The sequence below is a fragment of the Bradyrhizobium huanghuaihaiense genome, assembly GCF_025200885.1.
GTDB lineage: Bacteria > Pseudomonadota > Alphaproteobacteria > Rhizobiales > Xanthobacteraceae > Bradyrhizobium > Bradyrhizobium huanghuaihaiense.
The window spans coordinates 7,781,910-7,804,525 of record NZ_CP104172.1 but is presented as its reverse complement, the minus strand read 5'-3'; the positions used below and the strand labels follow the sequence as shown (position 1 = coordinate 7,804,525).

At 62.4% G+C, this 22,616-nt stretch carries 15 protein-coding genes and 2 pseudogenes; 12 read left to right on the top strand and 5 right to left on the bottom strand.

The window, feature by feature from the left end:
• Positions 1-247 precede the first annotated feature (247 nt).
• Positions 248-4,441, bottom strand: a complete 4,194-nt coding sequence (locus tag N2603_RS36865) for a C48 family peptidase (protein ID WP_260386008.1) — start codon at positions 4,439-4,441, stop codon at positions 248-250.
• 1,680 nt (positions 4,442-6,121) lie between these two features.
• Positions 6,122-6,415 (bottom strand): hypothetical protein, encoded by a 294-nt coding sequence (locus tag N2603_RS45020; RefSeq protein WP_425248942.1) that lies wholly within the window; start codon positions 6,413-6,415, stop codon positions 6,122-6,124.
• A gap of 146 nt (positions 6,416-6,561) precedes the next feature.
• On the opposite strand from N2603_RS45020, the pseudogene N2603_RS36855 reads away from it, so the two are divergent.
• The 9 genes and pseudogenes from N2603_RS36855 to N2603_RS36815 form a co-directional block, all read left to right on the top strand.
• Positions 6,562-6,788 (top strand): annotated as a pseudogene (locus N2603_RS36855) (cytochrome P450); the annotation flags it as partial.
• Positions 6,789-6,793: 5 nt separating this feature from the next.
• Positions 6,794-8,083 (top strand): cytochrome P450, encoded by a 1,290-nt coding sequence (locus tag N2603_RS36850; protein ID WP_260386007.1) that lies wholly within the window; start codon positions 6,794-6,796, stop codon positions 8,081-8,083.
• Position 8,084: 1 nt separating this feature from the next.
• Positions 8,085-8,375: a ferredoxin gene (locus tag N2603_RS36845; protein ID WP_260386006.1), complete on the top strand. Its 291-nt coding sequence runs from the start codon at positions 8,085-8,087 to the stop codon at positions 8,373-8,375.
• 4 nt (positions 8,376-8,379) lie between these two features.
• A complete protein-coding gene (locus tag N2603_RS36840; protein ID WP_260386005.1) occupies positions 8,380-9,225 on the top strand; it encodes an SDR family oxidoreductase in 846 nt (281 codons plus the stop codon).
• The gene (locus N2603_RS36835) at positions 9,225-10,568 is read left to right on the top strand and encodes a cytochrome P450 (protein ID WP_260386004.1); all 1,344 of its coding nucleotides are present in this window, start codon (positions 9,225-9,227) and stop codon (positions 10,566-10,568) included. The genes N2603_RS36840 and N2603_RS36835 overlap by 1 nt, the downstream gene beginning before the upstream one ends.
• Before the next feature lie 141 nt (positions 10,569-10,709).
• Positions 10,710-11,708, top strand: coding sequence for a polyprenyl synthetase family protein (locus N2603_RS36830; protein ID WP_260424345.1), 999 nt, complete (start codon positions 10,710-10,712; stop codon positions 11,706-11,708).
• Between the two features lie 187 nt (positions 11,709-11,895).
• Positions 11,896-13,443, top strand: coding sequence for a hypothetical protein (locus tag N2603_RS36825; protein WP_260386003.1), 1,548 nt, complete (start codon positions 11,896-11,898; stop codon positions 13,441-13,443).
• Positions 13,440-14,327 carry a terpene synthase family protein gene (locus N2603_RS36820; protein WP_260386002.1) on the top strand — a complete coding sequence of 296 codons (888 nt, stop codon included), beginning with the start codon at positions 13,440-13,442 and terminating at the stop codon, positions 14,325-14,327. The genes N2603_RS36825 and N2603_RS36820 overlap by 4 nt, the downstream gene beginning before the upstream one ends.
• A 442-nt stretch (positions 14,328-14,769) precedes the next feature.
• Positions 14,770-15,211 (top strand): annotated as a pseudogene (locus tag N2603_RS36815) (YbgC/FadM family acyl-CoA thioesterase).
• Between the two features lie 9 nt (positions 15,212-15,220).
• On the opposite strand, the gene N2603_RS36810 reads toward N2603_RS36815, so the two are convergent.
• A complete protein-coding gene (locus tag N2603_RS36810) occupies positions 15,221-15,403 on the bottom strand; it encodes a hypothetical protein (protein WP_260386001.1) in 183 nt (60 codons plus the stop codon).
• A gap of 15 nt (positions 15,404-15,418) precedes the next feature.
• On the bottom strand, positions 15,419-15,583 hold the full coding sequence (locus tag N2603_RS36805) for a hypothetical protein (RefSeq protein WP_260386000.1): 165 nt from the start codon (positions 15,581-15,583) through the stop codon (positions 15,419-15,421).
• A 958-nt stretch (positions 15,584-16,541) separates the two neighbouring features.
• On the opposite strand from N2603_RS36805, the gene N2603_RS36800 reads away from it, so the two are divergent.
• Positions 16,542-19,013 carry a putative bifunctional diguanylate cyclase/phosphodiesterase gene (locus N2603_RS36800; protein ID WP_260385999.1) on the top strand — a complete coding sequence of 824 codons (2,472 nt, stop codon included), beginning with the start codon at positions 16,542-16,544 and terminating at the stop codon, positions 19,011-19,013.
• A gap of 117 nt (positions 19,014-19,130) precedes the next feature.
• Here the strand turns inward: N2603_RS36800 and N2603_RS36795 are convergent, their stop codons facing one another.
• A complete protein-coding gene (locus tag N2603_RS36795) occupies positions 19,131-19,913 on the bottom strand; it encodes a polysaccharide deacetylase family protein (RefSeq protein WP_260385998.1) in 783 nt (260 codons plus the stop codon).
• Between the two features lie 154 nt (positions 19,914-20,067).
• Between N2603_RS36795 and N2603_RS36790 the strand changes: the two genes are divergently transcribed.
• A complete protein-coding gene (locus tag N2603_RS36790) occupies positions 20,068-21,399 on the top strand; it encodes a tyrosine-type recombinase/integrase (protein WP_260385997.1) in 1,332 nt (443 codons plus the stop codon).
• 756 nt (positions 21,400-22,155) lie between these two features.
• Positions 22,156-22,353: a hypothetical protein gene (locus N2603_RS36785; RefSeq protein ID WP_311740746.1), complete on the top strand. Its 198-nt coding sequence runs from the start codon at positions 22,156-22,158 to the stop codon at positions 22,351-22,353.
• Positions 22,354-22,616 lie beyond the last annotated feature (263 nt).

Sequence of the window (22,616 nt, the reverse complement as noted above, 5' to 3'; positions counted from 1 at the left end):
CGCATCCCAATTGGCATGTTGAGTGCCGATGATTTGCTGGGCCGGAACCGCCATGCCCCCTATAGCGAGGCTGTGTGCACGGTCGAAGTAAGTACCACCGATAAATACGCGCGCATGCGATCGAATCCGACTTCTGGCCCGGGAGCGGATCGGCATTCAGTATTGGCGCAGCGCCTCGACGGTCGCTGGAACGTCGAGGTGGGCATTGCGGAGAAAGTCCTCAGTCTCGCGGCCGCTTCGCGCTCCATTAGCCTAAGCCGGGATGAGCTCGAAGCCGGTCCTGGAGGGACCGCCGATTGGCGACGAGGTTGTCAAGGTGCAGCAACTCGTGCCCTGGCCGCTCTCCTTGGGCCAATCGTCGAACCAGCGCCCGCGTGCCGTCCACCACAAAGACGCCACAATCATAGCTGTTCCGCTGCTGGGCCATGTTGGGTGACTCCAGGCGGGCGCGCAGCCGTCGTGCGAGGTGCGCTGCCGCCTCGTGGTTGTGTCCCCGGACAGAGTCGTAGTGATAGGCAACTGGCTCTCCTCGCGTGTGGCGATCAAGGAGCAGCAGCGACCAGTGCGTGCCGAGGCGATTAGGATCCATAGCGTCGTTCACTGGCAGGAACAGGAAGTCGGCCGTATCATTACCATTTGAATCGTAGACGATGCGCTGGAACGCGCGGAGCATGTCGGGCTCGGCGCCGAAGCGCAGTTGATAGTGAGCTATTAGGGGGTCCACCAGCTGCGTCAGGGCGGCGAGTTCCGGACGGCTCCGCCGCAACTCCTCCGCCAGGAGCTCGTAATCCCTGTTGATATGCTTGTCGCCCAGCCATTCCTTGGCACCGAGCTCTAGTTTGCTGCGGCCGTAGGAGAAGGCTGTCGGATCCATAGCCCCGATTTGAGCATCGTCGGATGTGCGCGGGAAGGGCGCAGAACGAGCATCATCACGCAGCTCCTGCAACGTGGGCGGATTTAGATCAATCACCTGCGGTCTGGGCGCATCCCGACCAACAACTGATACAGAACCAGCGTAGGTGTCTGAGCGAGCCCTGGCAGGATCGGCTGGCGCAAAGTGAGCATCGTCCCGCAAGTCGGAGGGCGTTGGCGCATTCAGATCAACAAATGGCTCAAGACCAGCGTAGGTGTCTGAGCGAACCCTGGCAGGATCGGCAGGCGCAAAGTGAGCATCCTCGCGCAACTCGGACGGCGGTGGCGCATTCAGATCAACAAATGGCTCAAGCCTGCCCTTAGCATTTGACGCGGGCCTGGATGGTGATCCTGGTTCTTGCAGCTGTTCACTCAACCAAACCCAAGCTCCAGCGCTTAGGCTGGCCGGCGTTGAGGGAAGATCGCGCGAAGAGCCGGAAAACCGATCGCCCTGCGCGGCCGGCGAGCGCGGCTGCTCAGGGCCTGGCAGCCCCAGCTCTCGGTTCGCCTCGACGAGTTTCAAGTAGCTGCGAAGATGCGACAGATCCGGACCGTGTACTCTGCCTCCAGTCCGTTGGAATGCTACCACGTCATTGTCGAGGGATACCTGCTCCCTGCTCGAGCCGTTTAGCCGCCCGATGATGCTCCCTTTGCCTTTCTCTCTAAGCCACGCACTCAGCGCGCGAAGACGCCTCGCCCGCTGTTGCGCAGACTGCCTCAGCTTCACAGTCGGATTATTAAGATCTTTCAGAGCTTGGCTCAGCGCGCCCTCGATGAGGGGCGCATCTTCTGGATGAGGAACTAGGCGACGGGGGGCACCGAGGACGCGGGGTTCGGGTGCTTCGACTTCTTCCCCCCCACGCAGCAGCCGCCGGAGAACGTCCACAGCCGATCTAATGCGGTTCTGGGGGTCACGGCCCAAGCTCCTGTACTTCGCTATTTCCTCATCGAGCGATGAACCGTCTCGCAGCCGAGAAGCTACAGGGCCCCGATGACTTGCGTTGACCCAGCGGACAAAAGCCCCAAGTCCGGAAACATTGTTGTTGATGGCCCCTGGGGTAAGCTTGCGCCGCTCGGCGTGCACGCGAAACCTCGTCAAGAGCTCCGCGTCTTCGGCCGGAAGCTGCTCGCCGATCAGCTCGTCCGGCGACGACACCGGAGCTTGTCTCTGCGCTGGTAACGTCGCCAGTTGATGGGATGGGATCTGCATCAGCGGCCGCTCAACCGCGTCGCCCTGCGGAGGCGGCGAGGAGCTGGGTCCGTCCATCGTCTCTAAAGACAGATCCTGCTGGTTCGCAGGCAGAAGCTCCGGCCAGCTGACAGCTCCGTTCGACCCGCTGTGCTGCGCAGTCGCGGAGAGGGTCGGCTTCATCTCGGCGCGAACCGCGTCTTCGAGATCAGGCAGGGGGCAAATATGACGCAGGAGTTCGATCGCTGTAGCACCCGCCGGCGACTTCAGGAGATGAGCCAGTGCGGCTCGGGCTTTACTGCGGCCATGGGGGTCCGCCTCCTTATACCGATTGACATCTTCATCCAGCGAGCCGTGGCCAAGCCGAGCAGCAATGCCGGGCTTATCGTTTTCACGGAGGTAATCACTGAAATCGATAAGAAGAGTTGCATAGCTCCTGGCGGTGTTGGCGGTGCTCGGGGGTGCTTCTTCCTTGTACCTTTTGATGAGATCCGCATCCTGGGGATAGGGATTCCGCTCAACCCGGCTTGCAAACGGCATGATGCCGCCCGGCGATTGGGAGGCTCGAAGATGATCCAGTGGGGTAGCGATGGCCTGCCCCTCCTGCTCGGCGAACTCCTGGGCATCCTTGTCCAGCGACTTGTCGAAAAGCCGGGAAGCAATGCCCGGCTTGTCGTTCTTCACGAGCCAATGCCCCAAGCTGAGAAGACCACGTAGATTGCGACCGACCGTGCTCTCGGAGGCCCCAGCTTTGATGAGTGCGGGCCTCAGCCCCTCAATAAGAGAGGCATCTTCGCAATAAACAGGATCTAGGCTGCTACCTGCGAAAACCAAATTTGCATGGCCGGGCGGTAGCGCCGAGGCATTCAGCATCGTTCTACCGCCTTGACCGTGCGGAGGCGGCGTAGATGGGTGCCCACTCGCCCGCATGATGGGAATCTGCTCGCCTGGCATGAGGATGTTGCGGTAACGTTCATCCGTCAGCTCGTCGTCCTGGTGGCGCCAGTTCACGGGATGAGGGGACTCTGTAGGATTCAATGCCAGGCCGTGCCGCGGTGGCTGAAGACACGACGATGCACCGGCTTCGTCGACCGTCCCAAAGAATAAATCTCGATCATCCCCCTCAGCGAGTGCCGCTGGCCAACTGAAGGCGGGCTGCGACCAGCCCTGCTTGGCCGCGGCCTCAATGCCCTCTGCCCGGACAGTGATTGACGCGACTCCGCCCGGCGACTGAGAGGCGCGGAGACGATCTAGTGCGGTAAGAACGAGGTGCCTGGGACTTTGATCGAAGATCGCAGCGTCGCTGCTGAGCGATTCGTCGTTAAGCCGAGCAGCCACTCCCGGCTTGTTTTGTTCGAAGAGCCACCGGCTGAATCTGCGAAGAGGACGAACATAATTCGTCTTAGCGGTGATCTCCTCGTACCCAGCCTTAACGAGTGCTTCTTGAAGTCCGGAAATCAAGGGCGCGTCTTCGGGATGAAAAGGCGGACCGTTGAGTTTTCTCGCTCCATTACGGAGATGATCAAGTGCCGCGCCGATACTTTTGTTACCCCCGGCGTCCTTGTAGCGCTTGATCTCTTCATTCAGCGGTTCGTCCTCGTTCCATGTCTCGTCCTGAAGCCGAGCAGCAATGCCAGGCTTGTTGTTTGCACGAAGGTAGTGGCTGAAATCCGTGAGAATGGATGCATAGGTTTTGGCGGTACTTGAAGTTCCGGCCGCCACTGCTTGCTGTCTGTATTCTTTGATGAGAGTTCCGTCCTTGGGATAAGGAGTCAGGTCAGGGCGGCCTGCGATCGGTACGGCTCCCCCCGTCAATTGAGAGGTCCGCAGATGAGCTAGTGCCCAACGGACGTTCGCCGTCCCACCTTTGGTTATGAACTCCTCGACATCCTTGTCCATCGACTCGTCATGAAGCCGATCAGCGATGCCCGGCTTGTCCTTTGCAAAGAGCCAGCGGCTCAAGCTGAGCAGATAACCGACGTAGCTCGTGGCGGTGCTCTCGGCGGCTCCAAGGAGCGCCTGCTTAAGACCGGAAATAAGGCGCGCATCCGTAGCATAAAGCGGCTCCTTGCTGCGGCCTACCAAGACCCAATTTGACTGAACGGTCTGGAGCGCTGAAGCGCCCAGCACCGCCTCATCCTCTCCGGCATGGGCCTCAGATCGCGATGCATCCGCTTGATGGGCGCGGACCTGGATGAGCACGGGAGCCGACGGGACAACGATCTCGCCCAGCTGCCGCTGAAAGGCCGCCGCCTCTGCCGATGAGTCAGCCGGAGAGGCATCTTGCGCGTCCACGCCATTGGTTTGTTGTCCCACCTGATTCATCGAGACGAAGTTCATCTGTACTCACTTTCGAAGATGGAGGACCGGAGCAGGCCGATGAGTGCTGACATGCTGATCTGCATTGCAAAAGGAATGAAAATGACAAATTTTGGGAGAAAGAATCAACACTCCGCGCGTTAGAAAGAGCATTGCGGCCGCCAAACGCCCGATGAGATCAAAAAAACGCATTTCAGAGTTAACCTTGTGCCCTCGTAGCACAGCCGGCGTCGCGCACGACCTCAATATAATCTGCTGGCGACGGTCGCCGCAGGAGCGATGATGACTTCGCCCGATGGCCAGATCGTGTTCAAGTTCGAGCCGGTCGATCAACCTCATTGCGAAACGAGCCTGCGGATAGCGGCGGCAGGCTCGACTTCGACGCGCAGAAGTTGTCGCGGCGACACGAATACAGGCTCGGCTGCTCCGAGTGTTCGCTGAGGGTTGGTCCGAAGCACAGGGCTGGTCTCCCGACAGAGTCTTGAGAATGAGGCCCATCCCGCTGGTCGGACGTATTCGATATCCAAAGCTTCGTCATGAACGCTTTCGGTTGCCTCGAAAAACCTCGCCTGGATCTGGCAAGCCCTACGTCCGCAACTCGTTTAGTGCCGAGTTCAAGGCGTTCCGAGACGGCAACAAGGACTGGTCGGCGAACCTGATTTCTCTCCGTGACGGTCTCGCGCACCGGATCCCGCTCGTCCTATGTGATCGATAACGCCTCGACCGAGCAGCATAGGACGCTTGGCGCCGCCGCAGTCGCTTCAGGCGTCGCCGGCGACCAAGCTGAGTAAAGATTGTCTTCTCAGCAAGCAGCAGGCGCTCGGCCAATTCCGTCCGTGGATTACCCATTCAGTCTACGAAGAAGCACCGACCATCCGCCATTGGCACGACGACCAAATAGTCACTCGTGGGGACACGCTCTCCTTTCGATCGACACCAAGGATCTACCGCGGATCAGGCCGGGAGTTCCTCACCCAGTCATCGAATCGTGGTTCGTGGAGCCTCCTTTACGGAACTTAGAATCGTTGATCGGTTTGTGGCGGATTGTTGTCCGTCAGCTTGTCGCTGGTGAAATCAATCGATCTCGCGGCCCAGACCGTGAGGACGCCTTTCCTTATCTCGGCGGATCGTCCCCGAACGTTAGTGCCCGGCTCGGATTTCGCCCTGGCGCGCTTGAAGCACCACCCCGGCGGAGTATACGCCTCCTTGTTGGCATTCTCTAATCGAGCCCGGGCTTCCTTGTGTTCGGCCTCGAACACGTCGAATGGCTTGTAAGGACCTTTGCGGCGAGGTCCCCGAAAAGGATAGGTTCTTGTATTCACCAGCGAGCCGCATGGCCGTCGGCAGATGCTCATCCAGTTTCAACGCCGCGTAAACCGCCGGCACGATGCCGGCGACCAGCGCCATGGTAGCCGTGAGGTGTTCGTACTTGTTGTCGCCTTTTAAGATTTCTCGGCTTGGGAAGCACGCCGAAGATGATCGACATCACAACGAACGCAATGCGCAGAGTGCGCAGCGCGCGAAGCCAAACCATGAGGGTGTTTGACGTATAGGCACCGTATTCCTAGTAATGCTGCACCTCCCCTTCGCGGCGAATTGCTCAAGTATCGCCGGATGAAGGACTGCCTAGCTCTGCACTTGACGTAACCCTTGGGGTCCACTTGGCTTACCCCCGCAAGCGACCGGGTCGCACTCGTCGTGCTACGGACCAAGCGGATCCGGAGTCAGCTTTAGGAATCTATCGTCTGCCTTGATGCCGAAGCCGTCGGGCGTCTTGCCGTCGGGAAAGCTCTCGGCCGCATGCGCCATCCAACTCAGCGGAATGTCGGAGAGGCGAGCTTCGTTTTCCGGATAGCTACCGCCGACATCGGGTGTTTCCTGCGAACCACACCGGTTGCAGCCAATCAGGATGCTTGAAATATCGCTTGGGCTGCCCCGCACATTCAGCGCGAGAGCGGGCCTTTGTCGGGCACTTGCTGCGCCGGTTGTCGGCATTGAGACTCAATGCCAGAAACCTGACACTACACGCCGCTACGGAGTGCCTGCTGAGCCTGCGAATTCACTTCGGCACGCGATTTGCTCTGTTCACGCATCATCACCAATCGCAGTGCATGGTCTTCGGGACGGGCACCGCGCCGACCAAGCTGGAGCTCAAGGCGGTGTTCGGTTCGATCTTCCAGCGCTTTCCCGCGCTCCGCCTGGCCGTGGCGCCCGAAGAACTGAAGTTGCGCAAGGCGATCGTCCTGGCGGGTTCGAGGAGTTTCCGGTGCTCTGGCGATGTGGCGGACGCCGCCGGGAATCGCGATCTTCTCCGCAATTTGCCGGCGGGCATGGCGCGAGCCGGTCGGATCAGCCAGCCAACAGGTAACGAGGATGGACGTGCAAGAAACCACGGCAGCATGCCGGGACGCGTTCGCCGAACTGGCGTCGCCAACCTGCACCCACGACCCGTATCCGGTCATGCGGTGGTTGCGCGAGCACGATCCGGTGCATCGCGCGGCGTCGGGCCTCTTTCTGTTGAGCCGCCACGCCGACATCTCCTGGGCGTTCAAGGCCACGGGCGATGCGTTTCGGGGACCGGCGCCGGGCGAACTGGCGCGCTATTTCCCGCGTGCGGCGAGAAGCCTGTCGCTCAATCTGCTGGCGTCCACACTGGCGATGAAGGACCCACCGGCGCATACGCGTCTGCGCCGGCTGATCTCGCGCGATTTCACCATGCGCCAGATCGACAACCTGCGGCCGAGCATCGCGCGCATCGTCGCAGCGCGACTGGACGGCATGGCGCCCGCGCTGGAGCGCGGGGAGGCGGTGGACCTGCATCGGGAATTCGCGCTGGCCTTGCCCATGCTGGTTTTCGCCGAACTGTTCGGCATGCCCCAGGACGACATCTTCAGGCTCGCCCCCGGCATCGGCGCCATTCTGGAAGGCCTGAGCCCGCACGCCAGCGATTCCCAGCTCGCCGCGGCGGACGCGGCCAGCGCCAGAGTGCAGGCCTACTTCGGCGACCTCATACAGTGCAAGCGCACCAATCCCAGCCACGACATCGTGTCGATGCTGGTCGGCGCCCATGACGATGATGCCGACAGGCTGTCGGATGCGGAGTTGATCAGCATGCTTTGGGGCATGCTTCTGGGCGGCTTCACCACCACTGCTGCGAGCATCGACCATGCCGTCCTGGCGATGCTGGCGTATCCCCAACAGCGGCACTGGCTGCAGGCAGACGCCGCGGGGGTGAAGGCATTCGTCGAAGAAGTCCTGCGCTGCGACGCGCCCGCCATGTTCAGCTCCATCCCGCGCATCGCCCAGCGCGACATCGAACTGGGCGGCGTGGTGATCCCGAAGAACGCGGACGTGCGCGTGCTGATCGCGTCCGGCAATCGCGACCCGGACGCCTTCGCCGATCCCGATCGCTTCGATCCCGCGCGGTTCTACGGCGCCAGCCCAGGCATGTCGACCGACGGGCAGATCATACTGAGCTTCGGCCACGGCATTCACTTCTGCCTCGGTGCGCAACTGGCCCGGGTGCAGTTGGCCGAGAGCCTGCCGCAGATCCAGGCCCGCTTCCCCACGCTGGCATTGGCCGAGCAGCCGACCCGGGAGCCCTCGGCGTTCCTTCGGACGTTCCGCGCGCTGCCGGTGCGGCTGCATGCGCGAGGGAGCTGAGATGCGCGTCATGGTCGACCAGGATCTGTGCGGAACCAGCGGGCAGTGCGTGCTGACGCTGCCGGGCACCTTTCGCCAGCGCGAACCGGACGGCGTCGCCGAAGTGTGCGTGGCGACGGTCCCTCAGGCGCTGCGCGCCGCCGTGCGGCTCGCGGCCAGCCAGTGCCCGGTCGCCGCCATTCGGGTCATCGAAAGCGACGCTGGCAATGGCGAGCGCGGCAGCGCCGACCCTGCGTGTTCTCCAGCGGAGGCCGAGCGGCATGCCGCGAAAGACCAGCACAATCTAGGATGACACGATGGGGCGATTTGAAGGCAAAGTGGCCGTGGTGACCGGCGCCGGCGCCGGCATCGGCAAGGCATGCGCCCTCGCCATCGCGCGCGAGGGCGGCAGAGTGGTGGTGGCCGACATTGATGGCTCGGCGGCCATCGCCTGCACCGCGCAGATCGCGGCCGAAGCGGACCACGCGCTCGCCCTGGCGATCGACATCGCCGATGCGCAGGCGGTGGCAGCGTTGTTCGAGACGGCGGAGCGGCACTTCGGCGGGGTCGACCTGCTGGTGAACAACGCGAGCGCGATGCATCTGACCCCGCGCGACCGCGCGATCCTCGAGCTGGACCTAGCAGTCTGGGATCAGACCATGGCGACCAATCTGCGTGGCACGCTGCTCTGCTGCCGGCAGGCCATCCCCCGGATGATCGCCCGCGGCGGTGGCGCGATCGTCAACATGTCGTCGTGCCAGGGCCTCAGCGGTGACACTGCGCTGACATCCTACGCCGCGTCGAAGGCGGCGATGAACATGCTGTCGGCCTCACTCGCCACCCAGTACGGTCATGCGCAGATCCGCTGCAATGCGGTTGCGCCGGGTCTCATCATGACCGAGCGGCTCCTCGCCAAGCTGGACGCGTGCATGCAAACCCATCTGCGCCGCCACCAGCTCCTGCCGCGCGTCGGCCGCCCCGAGGACGTGGCCGGGCTGGTGGCGTTCCTGCTCTCCGACGATGCTGCGTTCATCACCGGCCAGGTCGTGTGCATCGACGGCGGCATGCTGGCGCATGTGCCGACGTACGCCGACGGTGGCAACAGCCGCGCCGCGCGGCCTGCCGGCGAGACCGCCGAAGCGGACGCGGCGCCGCGCTGCTGATGGACATGCTGCTCAACCCGCTGAACCGTCGGCATCGGCTGCGGCACGACATCCCGGTCGTGCCCGGCGCTTTCCCGCTGGTCGGGCATCTTCCCGCCGTCGTCTGCGACCTGCCGCGCCTGCTGCGGCGCGCGGAACGGACGCTGGGCAGCCACTTCTGGCTAGATTTCGGCCCTGCCGGACACCTGATGACCAGTCTGGATCCGGATGCTCTCACACTGCTCCGGCACAAGGATGTGTCCTCGGCGCTGATCGAAGACATCGCGCCCGAATTGTTTGGCGGAACGTTGGTCGCCCAGGACGGCAGCGCGCACCGGCAGGCGCGCGATGCGATCCAGGCGGCGCTTCTGCCCAAGGGGCTGACCCAGGCCGGCATCGGCGAGCTGTTCGCGCCCGTCATCCGGGCGCGGGTGCAGAGGTGGCGCGACCGGGGCGACGTCACCATCCTGCGCGAAACCGGCGATCTGATGCTCAAGCTCATCTTCAGTCTCATGGGAATCCCCGCGCAGGACCTGCCGGGATGGCATCGCAAGTACCGGCAATTGCTGCAGTTGATCGTCGCGCCCCCGGTCGACCTGCCCGGACTGCCCTTGCGGCGCGGCCGTGCCGCCCGCGACTGGATCGATGCGCGGTTGCGCCAGTTTGTCTGCGCCGCGCGCGAACATGCCTCGCGCACCGGGTTGATCAACGACATGGTGAGCGCCTTCGATCGCAGCGACGATGCGCTTTCCGATGACGTCCTGGTCGCCAATATCCGCTTGCTGCTGCTTGGTGGTCACGACACCACCGCCTCGACGATGGCCTGGATGGTGATCGAGCTAGCGCGGCAGCCTGGGCTGTGGGACGCCCTGGTCGAGGAGGCGCAACGGGTAGGCGCGGTGCCGACCCGGCACGCGGACCTGGCGCAGTGCCCGGTCGCCGAGGCGCTGTTCCGCGAGACGCTGCGCGTGCATCCGGCGACGCCGCTCCTAGTGCGTCGCGCACTGCGTGAATTGCGACTTGGCCAATGGTGCATTCCTGCCGGCACCGACTTGTGCATCCCGCTGCTGCATTTCTCGACCTCGGCGTTGCTTCACGAGGCGCCTGATCAGTTTCGGCTGGCGCGGTGGCTGCAACGCACCGAGCCGATCCGGCCGGTGGACATGCTCCAGTTCGGTACCGGCCCACACGTCTGCATGGGCTACCACCTGGCATGGCTGGAACTGGTGCAGTTCTGTATCGCTTTGGCGCTGACCATGCACGAGGCCGGGGTGCGGCCGCGGTTGCTGAGCGGCGTCGAAAAAGGCCGGCGCTATTACCCGACCGCATATCCGTCGATGACTATCCGCATCGGATTCTCATGAGCTGGCATCGCATGTCCCGGGTGGTGAGGCCGCGGCGCCGGCGACGCGCTGCATTGCTGCACTCGGCGCGAGGCCGGCAACACCGCGGCGGCTCGCCGCTGCCCCTGGTCGTCTCCTGGCAGGTACAAGGACATGAACAACATGCAGACCGGTTCCACGCCACACGACGACCGAGCTGGCGTTTCCGCGAACGGCGGATTGGGCGCGCAGGCCCGCGGCGCATCCGGCAGGCTGCTGCCCGAGATCTGGATGCAGGACGGCGCAAAGCGGGTCGAACAGGCGCTGGCGCGTCTTCTCTGCGCCGAAGACGACGGTGAGACCGAGCTGATGGCGGCGATGCGCTACGCCACCTTGCATGGCGGCAAGCGCACCCGCGCCTTGCTCTGTTTGGCTGCCGGCGCACTGGCCGACACGCCGGCGCACATGCTCGATGACGTCGGTGCCGCCATCGAGATGATGCACGCCTGTACGTTGGTCCACGACGATCTGCCCGCGATGGACGACGACGTACTTCGCCGCGGCCTTCCAACCGTGCACGTCAAGTTCGGCGAAGCCACCGCGATCCTGGTCGGCGATGCGCTGCAGGCGCACGCCTTCCTGACCCTGGCGAGCCTGGATGCGCCGGGCGACAACCGTATCGCGCTCGTGCGCGAACTGGCGCAGGCGGTGTCCGCCGAGGGTGCCGCGGGCGGGCAGGCCATGGATCTGTCGCTGGTTGGAAAGCACGTCGAGCTGGACAGGATCCTGGTGATGCACCGGATGAAATGCGGAGCACTAGTGCGCGCATCCGTTCGCATGGGCGCGCTATGCGCCATCGCGGAGGATGCCGCGCACGCTGCGCTGTACTGTGCGCTCGATCGCTACAGCGCCTGTTTCGGCCTGGCTTTGCAGGTGATCGACGACATTCTCGACGCGACAGCGGATACCGCGACGCTGGGCAAGACCCCCGGCAAGGACGCGGCGGCGCGGAAGCCGACCTGCGCGTCGATCATGGGGCTGCAGGCAGCGCGGCAGTTCGTGACGGATCTGTTGCGCGACGCCGGGGAGGCCGTCGCCCCGTTGGGGCCGCGTGGGGGACGGTTGGCGCAGATCCTGCAGCGGGCCAACGCGTATCTGTTCAAGCACGCACCATGTGCATGAGCGCGCCGGTACGGATGGAGTCGCCCCTGTGCCGCTGCGATCGGCCGGCGGCAGCGGTGCATGTTGTCCGAATCCGTGGCGCCGATCGCAGCGGTTGCCCAGCACGGCCGCGACGGGCCTGCGCCCACGTGCGCGGCGTCTGCCCGATCCTGGTTCCTGTCAACCATCTGCAGAAGGAACATCCCGCGTGAACGCGCTGGCTGAACAGATCCTTTCCGAATTGCGCCACCTGCTGAGCGAGATGCGCGATGGCGGCAGCGTCGGTCCATCCGTCTACGACACGGCGCGAGCCCTGCAGTTCCACGGCAACGTGACCGGTCGGCAGGACGCATACGCGTGGCTCATCGCGCAGCAACAGGCCGATGGCGGATGGGCAAGCGCGGACTTCCCGCTGTTCCGTCATGCGCCGACATGGGCGGCGTTGCTGGCATTGCAGCGTGTCGATTCTCTTCCCGGCGCTGCCGACGCTGTCCAGGCTGCAACGCGGTTCCTCCAGCGCCAGCCCGATCCCTATGCGCATGCGGTGCCGGACGACGCGCCGATCGCCGCGGAGCTGATCCTGCCGCGGTTTTGCGACGAGGCCGCATCCTTGCCGGGCGGCGTGGCGTTTCCGCGCCACCCGGCGCTGTTGCCGTTGCGGCAAGCGCGGGTCAAGCTGGGGGCCGTGGCGACGTTGCCGAGCGGCCATCCGTTGCTGCACTCCTGGGAAGCCTGGGGGACGTCGCCGACGACCGCATGGCCAGATGATGACGGCAGCATCGGCATCAGTCCGGCGGCCACCGCCGCGTGGCGTGCGCACGCCTTGACAGAGGGGAGCACGCCGCAGGTCGGGCGCGCCGACGCCTATCTGCAGGCGGCATCGCGAGCGACGCGCAGCGGCATCGAAGGTGTCGTTCCCAACGTTTGGCCGATCAATGTGTTCGAGCCATGCTGGTCGCTGTACACCTTGCATCTGGCCGGTCTGTTCGCGCATCCCGCGCTAGCAGAGGCGGTGCGCGTGATCGTCGCGCAGCTCGACGCCCGCCTGGGCTTGCGCGGTCTGGGCCCGGCCGTGCAGTTCGCGGCAGATGCGGACGACACCGCCGTTGCGTTGTGCGTCCTGCGCCTTGCAGGGCGCGACCGGGCGGTCGATGCGCTGCGCCATTTCGAAATCGGCGAGCTGTTCGTCACCTTTCCCGGCGAGCGCAATGCCTCGGTGTCGACCAACATCCATGCCCTGCATGCGTTGCGACTGTTGGGAAAGCCCGCCGCCGGCACCAGCGCCTACGTCGAGGCCAATCGCAACCCGCACGGTCTCTGGGACAACGAAAAATGGCACGTTTCGTGGCTGTATCCCACCGCGCATGCGGTCGCAGCGCTGGCGCAAGGCAAGCCCCGGTGGCGCGACGAGCGCGCGCTGGCGGCGCTGCTGCAGGCGCAGCGCGACGACGGCGGCTGGGGCGCCGGTCGCGCGTCCACATTTGAGGAAACTGCCTATGCGCTGTTCGCGTTGCACGTGATGGACGGGAGTGAAGAGCCGACAGGGCGGCGGCGCATTGCGCAGGCGGTGGCGCGCGCGCTGGAGTGGATGCTCGCCCGCCATGCGGCGCATGCATTGCCGCAGACTCCGCTGTGGATCGGCAAGGAACTGTATTGCCCCACCCGGGTCGTGCGCGTGGCCGAACTCGCCGGGCTGTGGCTGGCGCTTGGTTGGGGCCGGCGCGTCCTGGCCGAGGGAACAGGAGCGGCGCCATGATTCAGACCGAACGCGCGCTGCAGGAGGTGCTGGAATGGGGGCATTCCCTGACCGGGTTCGCCGATGAGCATGCCGTGGAAGCGGTCAGGGGCGGCCAGTACATCCTGCAGCGCATCCACCCGAGCCTGCACGACATCAGCGCCCGCACCGGCCGCGATCCGCAGGACGAAACGCTGACCGTGGCGTTCTATCGCGAACTGGCGCTGCTGTTCTGGCTCGACGATTGCAACGACCTTGGCCTGATCGCGCCGGAGCAGCTCGCCGCAGTCGAGCAGGCACTAGGGCAGGGCGTGCCGTGCGCACTCCCCGGATTCGAGGGCTGCGCTGTGCTGCGCGCCTCGCTGGCCGCCCTCGCCTACGATCCTCGCGACTATGCTCAGCTTCTCGACGATACCCGGTGCTACTGCGCGGCGCTGCGCGCCGGACACGCGCAGGCGGCAGGGGCGGGACGCTGGTCCTACGCCGAGTACCTGCACAACGGCATCGATTCGATCGCCTACGCGAACGTGTTCTGTTGCCTGTCGTTGCTGTGGGGACTGGACATGGCGACCTTGCGCGCGCGTCCGGCGTTTCGCCAGGTCCTGCGGCTCATCTCCACGATAGGGCGCCTGCAGAACGATCTGCATGGACGCGACATGGACAGGTCGGCCGGCGAGGCCGACAACGCGGCGATCCTGCTGCTGCAGCGCTATCCGGCTATGCCTGTGGTAGAGTTCCTCAACGACGAGCTGGCCGGCCATATGCGCATGCTGGATCGGGTGATAGCGAAAGAACGCTTTCCCGCGCCCTGGGGACCGTTGATCGAGGCCATGGCGGCCATCCGCGCGCAGTACTACCAGACCTCGACCAGCCGCTACCGCAGCGACGCTGCGGGAGGAGGTTAACGTGCGCCGGCCTGAACGCGCGGGAGGGCGGCGGCGTGCGCGCGCTGCCGTCGGTCCGATCCGACGCAACACCGTCGCCCGATGCGACGGATGCCCTCGTTGTTACGCAGTGGTAGAGAGTCCTTGGGAAGCGAATAGTTGGTCTATGGATTGCCGATGAAAGGGGCTGCCATCGCTCATCGCGAAATCCCAGCGATCCGGCTGCGGCAGTAGCAAGAACTCCGCTTATGTGCGCTGTGGTTGGATGCCCCCAATACGCGTTGGCGATAGATCTTCGATATATTCGTCAGAAGTCGACGTCAGCAGCGCAACGCCTGCCGCATTCAGGCCGCTGACTCAGCTTCCGGCAGCTGGAGCCAAGCTCAAGATTTTGGCGCTTGCTCAGAAAACCGCCTCTGTGTGAGACAAGGGTCCCTGTACGCGCAATAAGAGGAACCGCGCTGTGTCAGTCTCTCTTGACGGCGAAGTTCGAGACGGACGGCACTATATGCAGGTCCGTGTCTACTTTGAAGATACCGACGCCGGCCAGATTGTTTATTACGCGAATTTTTTGCGTTTCATGGAACGTGGCAGAACGAATTACTTGCGCCTGCTCGGCAATCAGCAAGCGCTGCTCGAGGAAACGCGGAACGATGCGCCTGGCTTCGACTTCGTTGCCCGTTCGATGACAAAACGATTTTCTAAAACCGGCAGTCTTGGACGAGCTGCTCGACGCTGTCACGGTCCCGCAAGAGGTGAGAGGCGCGTCGATTGGCTTGCTGCAGGAGTGCAGGGCCGGCGGCGATCTCTTGGTCTGAGCGCGTGTAAGGGGCGCGTTTATCTCAGGCGGAAAAGCGCAGCGCATCCCAAAGGCTCTGTGGCTTGCTATGGAAGAGCACAGATAAATCTGTCTTTCATTTACGCTTAACGCTCCAGCGACCCAATGATATCAATGCGTTGGCCTTTTGCGATACGGCTCCTTCATACAAGGCGATCGCACGCTGCTGACCTCGAGCCCCCAAGTCGCTTTTGAGCCGGTCGTAAACAGTCGTGCTCATTTCTGGAAACGCCGCAGCAAGCGGATGAATGCGATACATGCCGAAAACCCTACTCTATTGGTGACTCGTATCGTCAGCGCGCTTCAGAAGAAGCTCCTCAGACAGGCGCCTCTCGAGATATTGGCGCTCAAGTCCAGTCATGTTTGTTTCAAGCAAATGGCGATAACGATGGATGCGGTTGCGGCGGGTGCGCATGGCGGCCAATTGATCGCTGATCATCGGAAATGGATCCTAAAGGGCCGTGCAGTGGTCATGCACTTCGAGTTAGCTGTCGAGCAGATTCTGTACGGTGCTCTGGTGAGATCCCGCCGGAAGAAGGCGCCTATGAGCTTCAGTGTCTTGCATCAATCCAAGCGCGGATGGGCGTAAAGAGGCGATGCAATTGCAAGAAAGCCCGCAAGCAAGTCGGTCACGGCCCACCATTGAAGGTCGGCAAGCATGCTGTTTGTGGCTTCAGGGAAGGGGCGTGCTGATCTCGCTGTCAGATACCAAAATTGAGCGAACCCACTAAAGCTCCTTAGTCAAGCGGGCTACCGTGACGGATTATTGATTGCGGTAATGGAAGGCTGTACGGTCAAGCGATAAAGCACGAGGTGGGCCGCTCCGAGCTCCTCGATCAGTGTGCCGCAAACAGGGCAGTGGTAGTTTCCTTAGAGCCACGTTCAGACGTAAGCTCAAGACGGCCAAAACCAGCACCGCATTTCGAGCACGTCACATCGCTCTTTTTCATGCGTGGCCTCCTCGCGCTGGCAGTCGTCACATTTCTTTAACATGCGCTTAGTTGTCGCGCATCTCCCTGGGACGGTCCTTCAAGCACAATTAACATTGAGGATCTGCTGACGCCTGCGCCGTCGGCAAATGGTAGTCGTACAAATCGGACATCCGATAAAAATTCGCGCGCAACTGACGAGCGTTCCTTCGTAGAATACGTGACGGTCAAATCATTCGTTCGAAGATTCTCGTCGTCACAGCGGCGCTGGCAAACGCTTTTCGTCGAAATTATCCACTACCCCTGCGGATTTTCTGCGTTATGAGCCTTGAAGATGGTCGCGCCTGATGTTTCATGCAACGGCATCGATCAGCAGGGGCCGAACGCGATCGTCTCGTCTTTTAAGAGCGAATTAAGCCAAGCTGGATTTGATGCCGCCCCAGGAAGCTTAGGTCTGTAGGGCGTGTGATGAGTGCTGCCAACGAGCAATCCGCAGAATCAGATACGAGGCTGTTTAATGACATGCCGGTCCTGCGGCGCAAGTGGCAGGCTGCGCTCAAGCCCGGCGAAGCGCTTCCCCGCTACGAAAATGTGCTGCTGGGGAGCCTCGGGCGGCTTGCCGATCATCTTGTGCTGCTCAGGTGTGACAATGACGCGTTTGTCGTTTCGCGCACTGGCCGTTATGTGCAGAACTGGTTGGGCGACGCCCGTTGGGACATTCCGCTGGATGCGTTGCGTCCAGATTGCGTGACAGCCCTCACCGGGGCGGCCTCGAATGCGATTGCAAACAACCATCCCTATCTGGCAACCGCTCATTGCGTGCACGCCGGCATGGTGCGGACCTATGACGTGCTGGCACTGCCGACCTTATCGCGTTGGGCCGGTACGCTGGTCGGCGTCTATGTCAACGAGCGCGCTACAGAATACAATTTGATCGATGCAATCTTTTGCAAGACCGACGATGGCGTTATCTCGCTCTCAACCGTTCGCGATCCCGCAGGCAGACCATTTGATTTTCAAGTTGTGCACCACAATCAGGCAGCAGCAAGACTCCTCGGTGTGGAAGAGGGCAGTCTGTTGTGGCAGCGCCTCGGCACTTCAGACCATCTGCTTTGTTCGAAAGAGGTGATGGAGCGGTTAGGCGCCGCGGTCGCGAATGACGTCGGTGACCAGTTCGAGCTCGAATACGGTGATCAGAGCCTGCGCTTGCGCCTCAGTGCCTTCGGAGACATCGTGTCCGTGGTCATTTCCGACGTTACGTCGTTCAAGCGCCGGGATGCCTCGTTCAGGTTGCTGTTCGACAGTAATCCGATGCCGATGTGGGCGTTAGATGCCGAGACAATGGACTTCGTGAGGGTCAATGACGCGGCAGTGCAGCACTATGGCTATGCTCGCGAGACCTTCCTGCGAATGAAAGTTCAGGAGATCTGGCCCGACGACGTGCGGGTCAGCTATACGCGGGCGCTGCGAGAAGCGGGCGACATCTCTCAGTCCGAACATCCCTGGCGCCATGTCAGGGCTGATGGCACTGAGATTTCTGTGCTGACCTTTGGGCGGCGCCTCATGATCGAGGGACGCGAGGGCTATCTGGTTGTGGTGGTCGACATCACCGAACGGCGCAAGGCCGAGGCTCGCATCGCCCATATGGCACTTCACGACGGGTTGACCAACCTCGCCAACCGCGCACTCCACCAGAGGTGGCTCGGAGAGGCGCTCGAAAGGGCTAATGCAGCCGGCAACAGCGTCGCGGCGCTGTGTATCGACCTCGACCTCTTCAAGAACGTCAACGATTCGTTCGGCCACCTCATCGGCGATCACCTGCTCGAGCAAGTGGCCGACCGGCTGCGGTCCAGGGTGGCCGGCAACAATCTGGCGGCACGGCTCGGCGGCGACGAATTTTCGATCATTCTCACGGATGACACCTCGCCGACGCATGTGAGCCAATTCGCGGCCGACCTGATCAAGACGTTGAGTACGCCTTACGAGGTTGATGGCAATCAAGTCGCTATCGGTGCCTCGGTCGGAATCGCGCTGTCACCGGGCGACGGCACCAGCAGCGCCGAGCTGATGCGTAACGCCGATATGGCGCTCTATCGCGCCAAAGAGGATGGCCGCGGAACACATCGATTCTTCGAGCGGGAGATGGATCAGCAGGTGCAGCGACGCCGCGAGATGGAGCTTGATTTGCGCCGCGCCTTTGCCAGCAGCGAGTTCGAGCTGTACTATCAGCCGCTGGTTGACATCGCGAGCGACAAGATCTCAGGTTTTGAGGCGCTTCTCCGCTGGCCGCACCCAACGAAGGGCATGATCTCGCCGGCCGAGTTCATTCCCCTTGCGGAAGAAATCGGGCTGATCGGGCCCCTCGGAGAATGGGTGCTGCGCGAAGCCTGTAACGAGGCGGTAAAGTGGCCTTTGGAGATCAAGGTCGCGGTCAACCTGTCGCCGGTGCAATTCCGTAGCCGCAATCTGGTTCAGGTGGTGATTTCAGCGCTGGCGAATTCCGGCTTGGTCCCGAAGCGGCTCGAGCTTGAAATCACCGAATCGGTGTTTCTGGCCGAGACGGAGGCAAATCTTGCGATCCTGCATCAGCTCCGCGAGCTCGGCGTCTCCATATCGCTGGATGACTTTGGAACGGGCTATTCGAGCCTCAGCTACTTGCGCAGCTTTCCCTTCGACAAGATCAAGATTGATCGCTCCTTTGTGAAGGATCTGGCGAAACGCTCCGATTGCGGGGCCATCGTGCGGGCGATCTCGGGCCTCGGCCGGAGCCTCGACATCACGACGACAGCGGAAGGGGTGGAGACCACGGAGCAGCTCGATTGGCTTCGTGCCGAGGGTTGCAACGAGGTGCAAGGATTCTTGTTCAGCGCCGCCAGGCCAGCCGCCGAAGTGGGGCAGCTCTTGTTTCGCTTTGGCGCAAGGGCCTCCAGGGCGGCATGATCGCCGTGCCGCAGGGACAGCTTCGTCACGTTGAGGCTTCGCAAATCGATCAGGCCACGAGGTCGTCCGTAGCCGTCTCTGCATCAGGAGTTGATCTCCGACACTTCTCGCGCGCCTTCACTGCGGCAAGGCGTGGTGCCAAGACGTCAATGGGGCTTCAGCGCTCCTGGCCGCAGCCGGCACCAGATGCACGATCCGATACCCGTTCTGATGCAGGTAGCGCAGGAACGCAGGCAGCATGGCCGCCGTCCGCGTCTGCGCATCATGCAGCAGAATGATGCCCTTACGAGCGGCCTCGAGCCGCTCGATAAGGATTGTGAGCTCCTGCTCTGGAGTTATGTTCTCCCAATCGCTCGCCCAAAGGTCAGCTCCGAACACGACAATTCCGCGCGCCTGCAAGAGATCGAGCGTCGCAGGTGTCGCGTCGAAGTAGGGGAACCGGAAGAACGGTGTCGAGGGCATTTTGGTAGACACACCGTTGAGCGCCATTTCAACGGCGGCTATACCGCGGTCGATGTCCTCCTTCGCCTGCTCGAACGGGATTTTCGACATCATTGGATGCGACCAGCTGTGGTGCGCTACCGTGTGGCCTTGGGCGGCCATACGCCGCACGAGCTCGGGAAATTCCGCCGAGGATCGGCCGACCAGAAAGAACGTGGCTCGCGCGCATTCCTGTGCGAGCGCAGCCAGCACCCTATCCGTGTTCGGCGGTCGCGGTCCGTCATCGAAGGTGAGGACGACTTCATGGTCCGCCAGAGCAAGCGTCTCTGGAAAGCTCTTCAGCCCCACGCGCGGGAACCACAATCCGTAGGCCCAAGCCAACCAAATCCAGCCATAGTTTTGAGGTAAAAATCCTAGAGTTTGCGGGTAGTTATGGCCTATGGGGCCATAGCCGGCCATAGCTGACCTTACCACATTTTGTATGCCCCCGTTGTGCCCGCCGTCGGTTTTCCCTTGGGGCACAAAAACGGGGGCAGGTCTGAGACCCGGTTCTGTTCGAGGCTGACCGCCATTCTTGCGGGGCACACCCGGGCACAGAGAGAGGCAATGAATCATGACGGAGCCGGCCAACCAGCTGACACTCACTGATGCGGTGATCCGCAACGCAACGCTGCCGCCGGGTAAGGCGCAGCATTATCTCCACGACGACAAGTTGCCCGGCCTCGCCTTGCGCATGCGCGACACCGGCGGCCGGACCTGGGTCTACCTCTTCACCAAGCCGGGGGTTAGGGGGACCCAGCGCAAGACCCTTGGCGCGTGGCCCAAATATAATGAGAAGGCCGCGCGCAAGGCCGCCACCATCGCCGCAGGCGAGGTCGTCAAGGGCTTGGACCCGAACGACGCGAAGCGCGAGGCGAGGCGGCAACAGGTAGCCGAGAAGCAGCGCACCACGCTCGCGACCCTCATTGTTGAAGATGGTCCCTACCAAACCTCCCTGACCGAACGTCAAGTCGTCAACTGGAAGCCAGCAATGTCGGCGCTGCGGCGCGGGCTCAAGGATCACGCCGAAAGCGGTGTGGGGGACCTAACGCGACGGCAGATCATGGCTGCGGTCGACAAGATTGCCAAGACTGGCAAGCGCGGTGCAGCTAGGGACTTGCGCAAGCACGTGCATACCTTCCTCGAATGGTGCGTCGGCGAAGGTTACGTCGAGCACAACGTGCTCGCCGGTTATCGCGCGCCCAAGGAAACCCGCGCGCAAAGGGTCGGACGCCGAACGAAGGGTCGCGCGCTGACCGATGAAGAAATCATCAAGGTCTGGGATGCATCCGGCAAGCTCGGAGCTTTCGGTCTCCTGGCACGCATGTGCCTGCTCGGCGGCCCGCGCCGCAGCGAGCCTACCATGATCGAGTGGCGAAAGCACATCATGGATGACCGTATCACCTTCGATGCGGCATGGACCAAGATGGGGTTGCACCACGATGTACCGCGCACTCACCTGGTTGACGAGGTGCTCGCGGTCGCGAAACATTTCCAGCGGGCAACCTCCGACTATGTCTTCCCTTCACCGAAGACCGGCGGCCAGATGTCCGGCTTCACCAAGATGGTCAACCGCCTAGTCAAGGAAGCGGGCGTTGCCAAGTTCACCATGCATGATCTAAGGCGCAGCCTGCGCACTATCATGTCACGCTGTGGCTACGACAACGAAATCCAGCGGCTATGTGTTGGGCAAAAGCCAAGCGGAATCGATCAGGTCTACAATCACGACGAACAATGGATCATCCGCAAGATGGCGTTCGAAGCGGCTCACGACTACATTGCGCAGTTGGTTGGCGCCAAACGGGTCGGCAAAATCGTGCGCCTGCAGCGGACGAACCCGCTTGACCCAATCAAGGCCGAGCTCCTCGGCCGTCTCCGTGAGCATTATGCGGCTGAGGCGCCTTAGTGGTTCTATTGCGCTGGGCCAGATAGTCGCGCACTGCGTCGACACGATAGAGCGGCCGGCCATCGACGTAACGCCATTTCAGCGGGTGGTTCGGATGCCTCCGCCACTGCTCCAGCGCGCCGGGCGTGCGCCGGAGAACGGCAGCTGCCTCCAAAGCCGTCAAATTAGAGCTCCCGGGCAGAGTGTCGATGTCGAACGGCGCGGGCGGCGGCATGCCACGGTTCTTGCGACCGCGCTTCGTGGGCCGGGGCGTTTCCGTGCGATCTGGCGACCCTAACGCCTCGACCCGAGTTCTCTCGTCCTTGCCGTCCATGTCTCCCACCGAACCTCGACCGGCCTGGGCCATAGGATCGCAAATCTTGCCAGCAAAAAAGAAATCTAGAGCGCCGGTGCGGCTGCTGGATGCCGTGGCGTACGAATCGGACGAACGATGCGAAGCGTCGCTCACCCTAGCCGGGCAGATGAAGGTCGGGCGGCATCAAGCGTTGCACATTAGGCAGCCGAGAGCACGCCATGCGCATTTTGCCCCCGCGGTGTCCTTGGCAGGTCGCTCAGTCTGCCCCCTACATCGGTCAGATTACTTCAGTTCGAATTGGCCCACCAGGAATTGCTAAAACAATTCAATAGTTGGGCAAATCCCCGCAATACTGCCGTCGAGAGAGTTCACCGATGTACTAACACATAGGGTCAGCCGACGGAGAGTTGCGCCTCAACGCGACTGTGCTAGTACGCCACTCTCGAATCGAGGAGCTAAAAGTGGCGAAGAAGGCAAACAAGACGGCTACGAAGAAAGCAATGCGTCGCGAATACACAAAGGCCGACGTGAAAGAGCTGCGCGCTCATTCGAAAGCGAAGACGCCGGTTGCAAAAATCGCGAAGCTCACAAAGCGCTCCGAAGGCTCACTCCGTCAAAAGGCACTCAAGCTCGGAATCGGGCTCGGTCACCAGCGCTAGAGGCGGTGTCATGAGGCTCTTCAATAGGGTGTTCTCGACCAGAACGTTGCTGCAAATCATCTGCGTTCTCGTCGCTGTTGTCGCAATGAAGTTGTTGAGCGCTCACTATGACTTCAGCTAGGCAACCGCAGTTAGCGGTTGACTAGAAGAGCACCTGGAACGCTGAGCAGAAAACAAGCCCTCGAGTGGCGAGCTATCACGGGGCGTTCAGGTCTGCGAGGCCCCTCCAAGCCGCAAGGTCAGGAGGCCAGTCAAAAATCAAG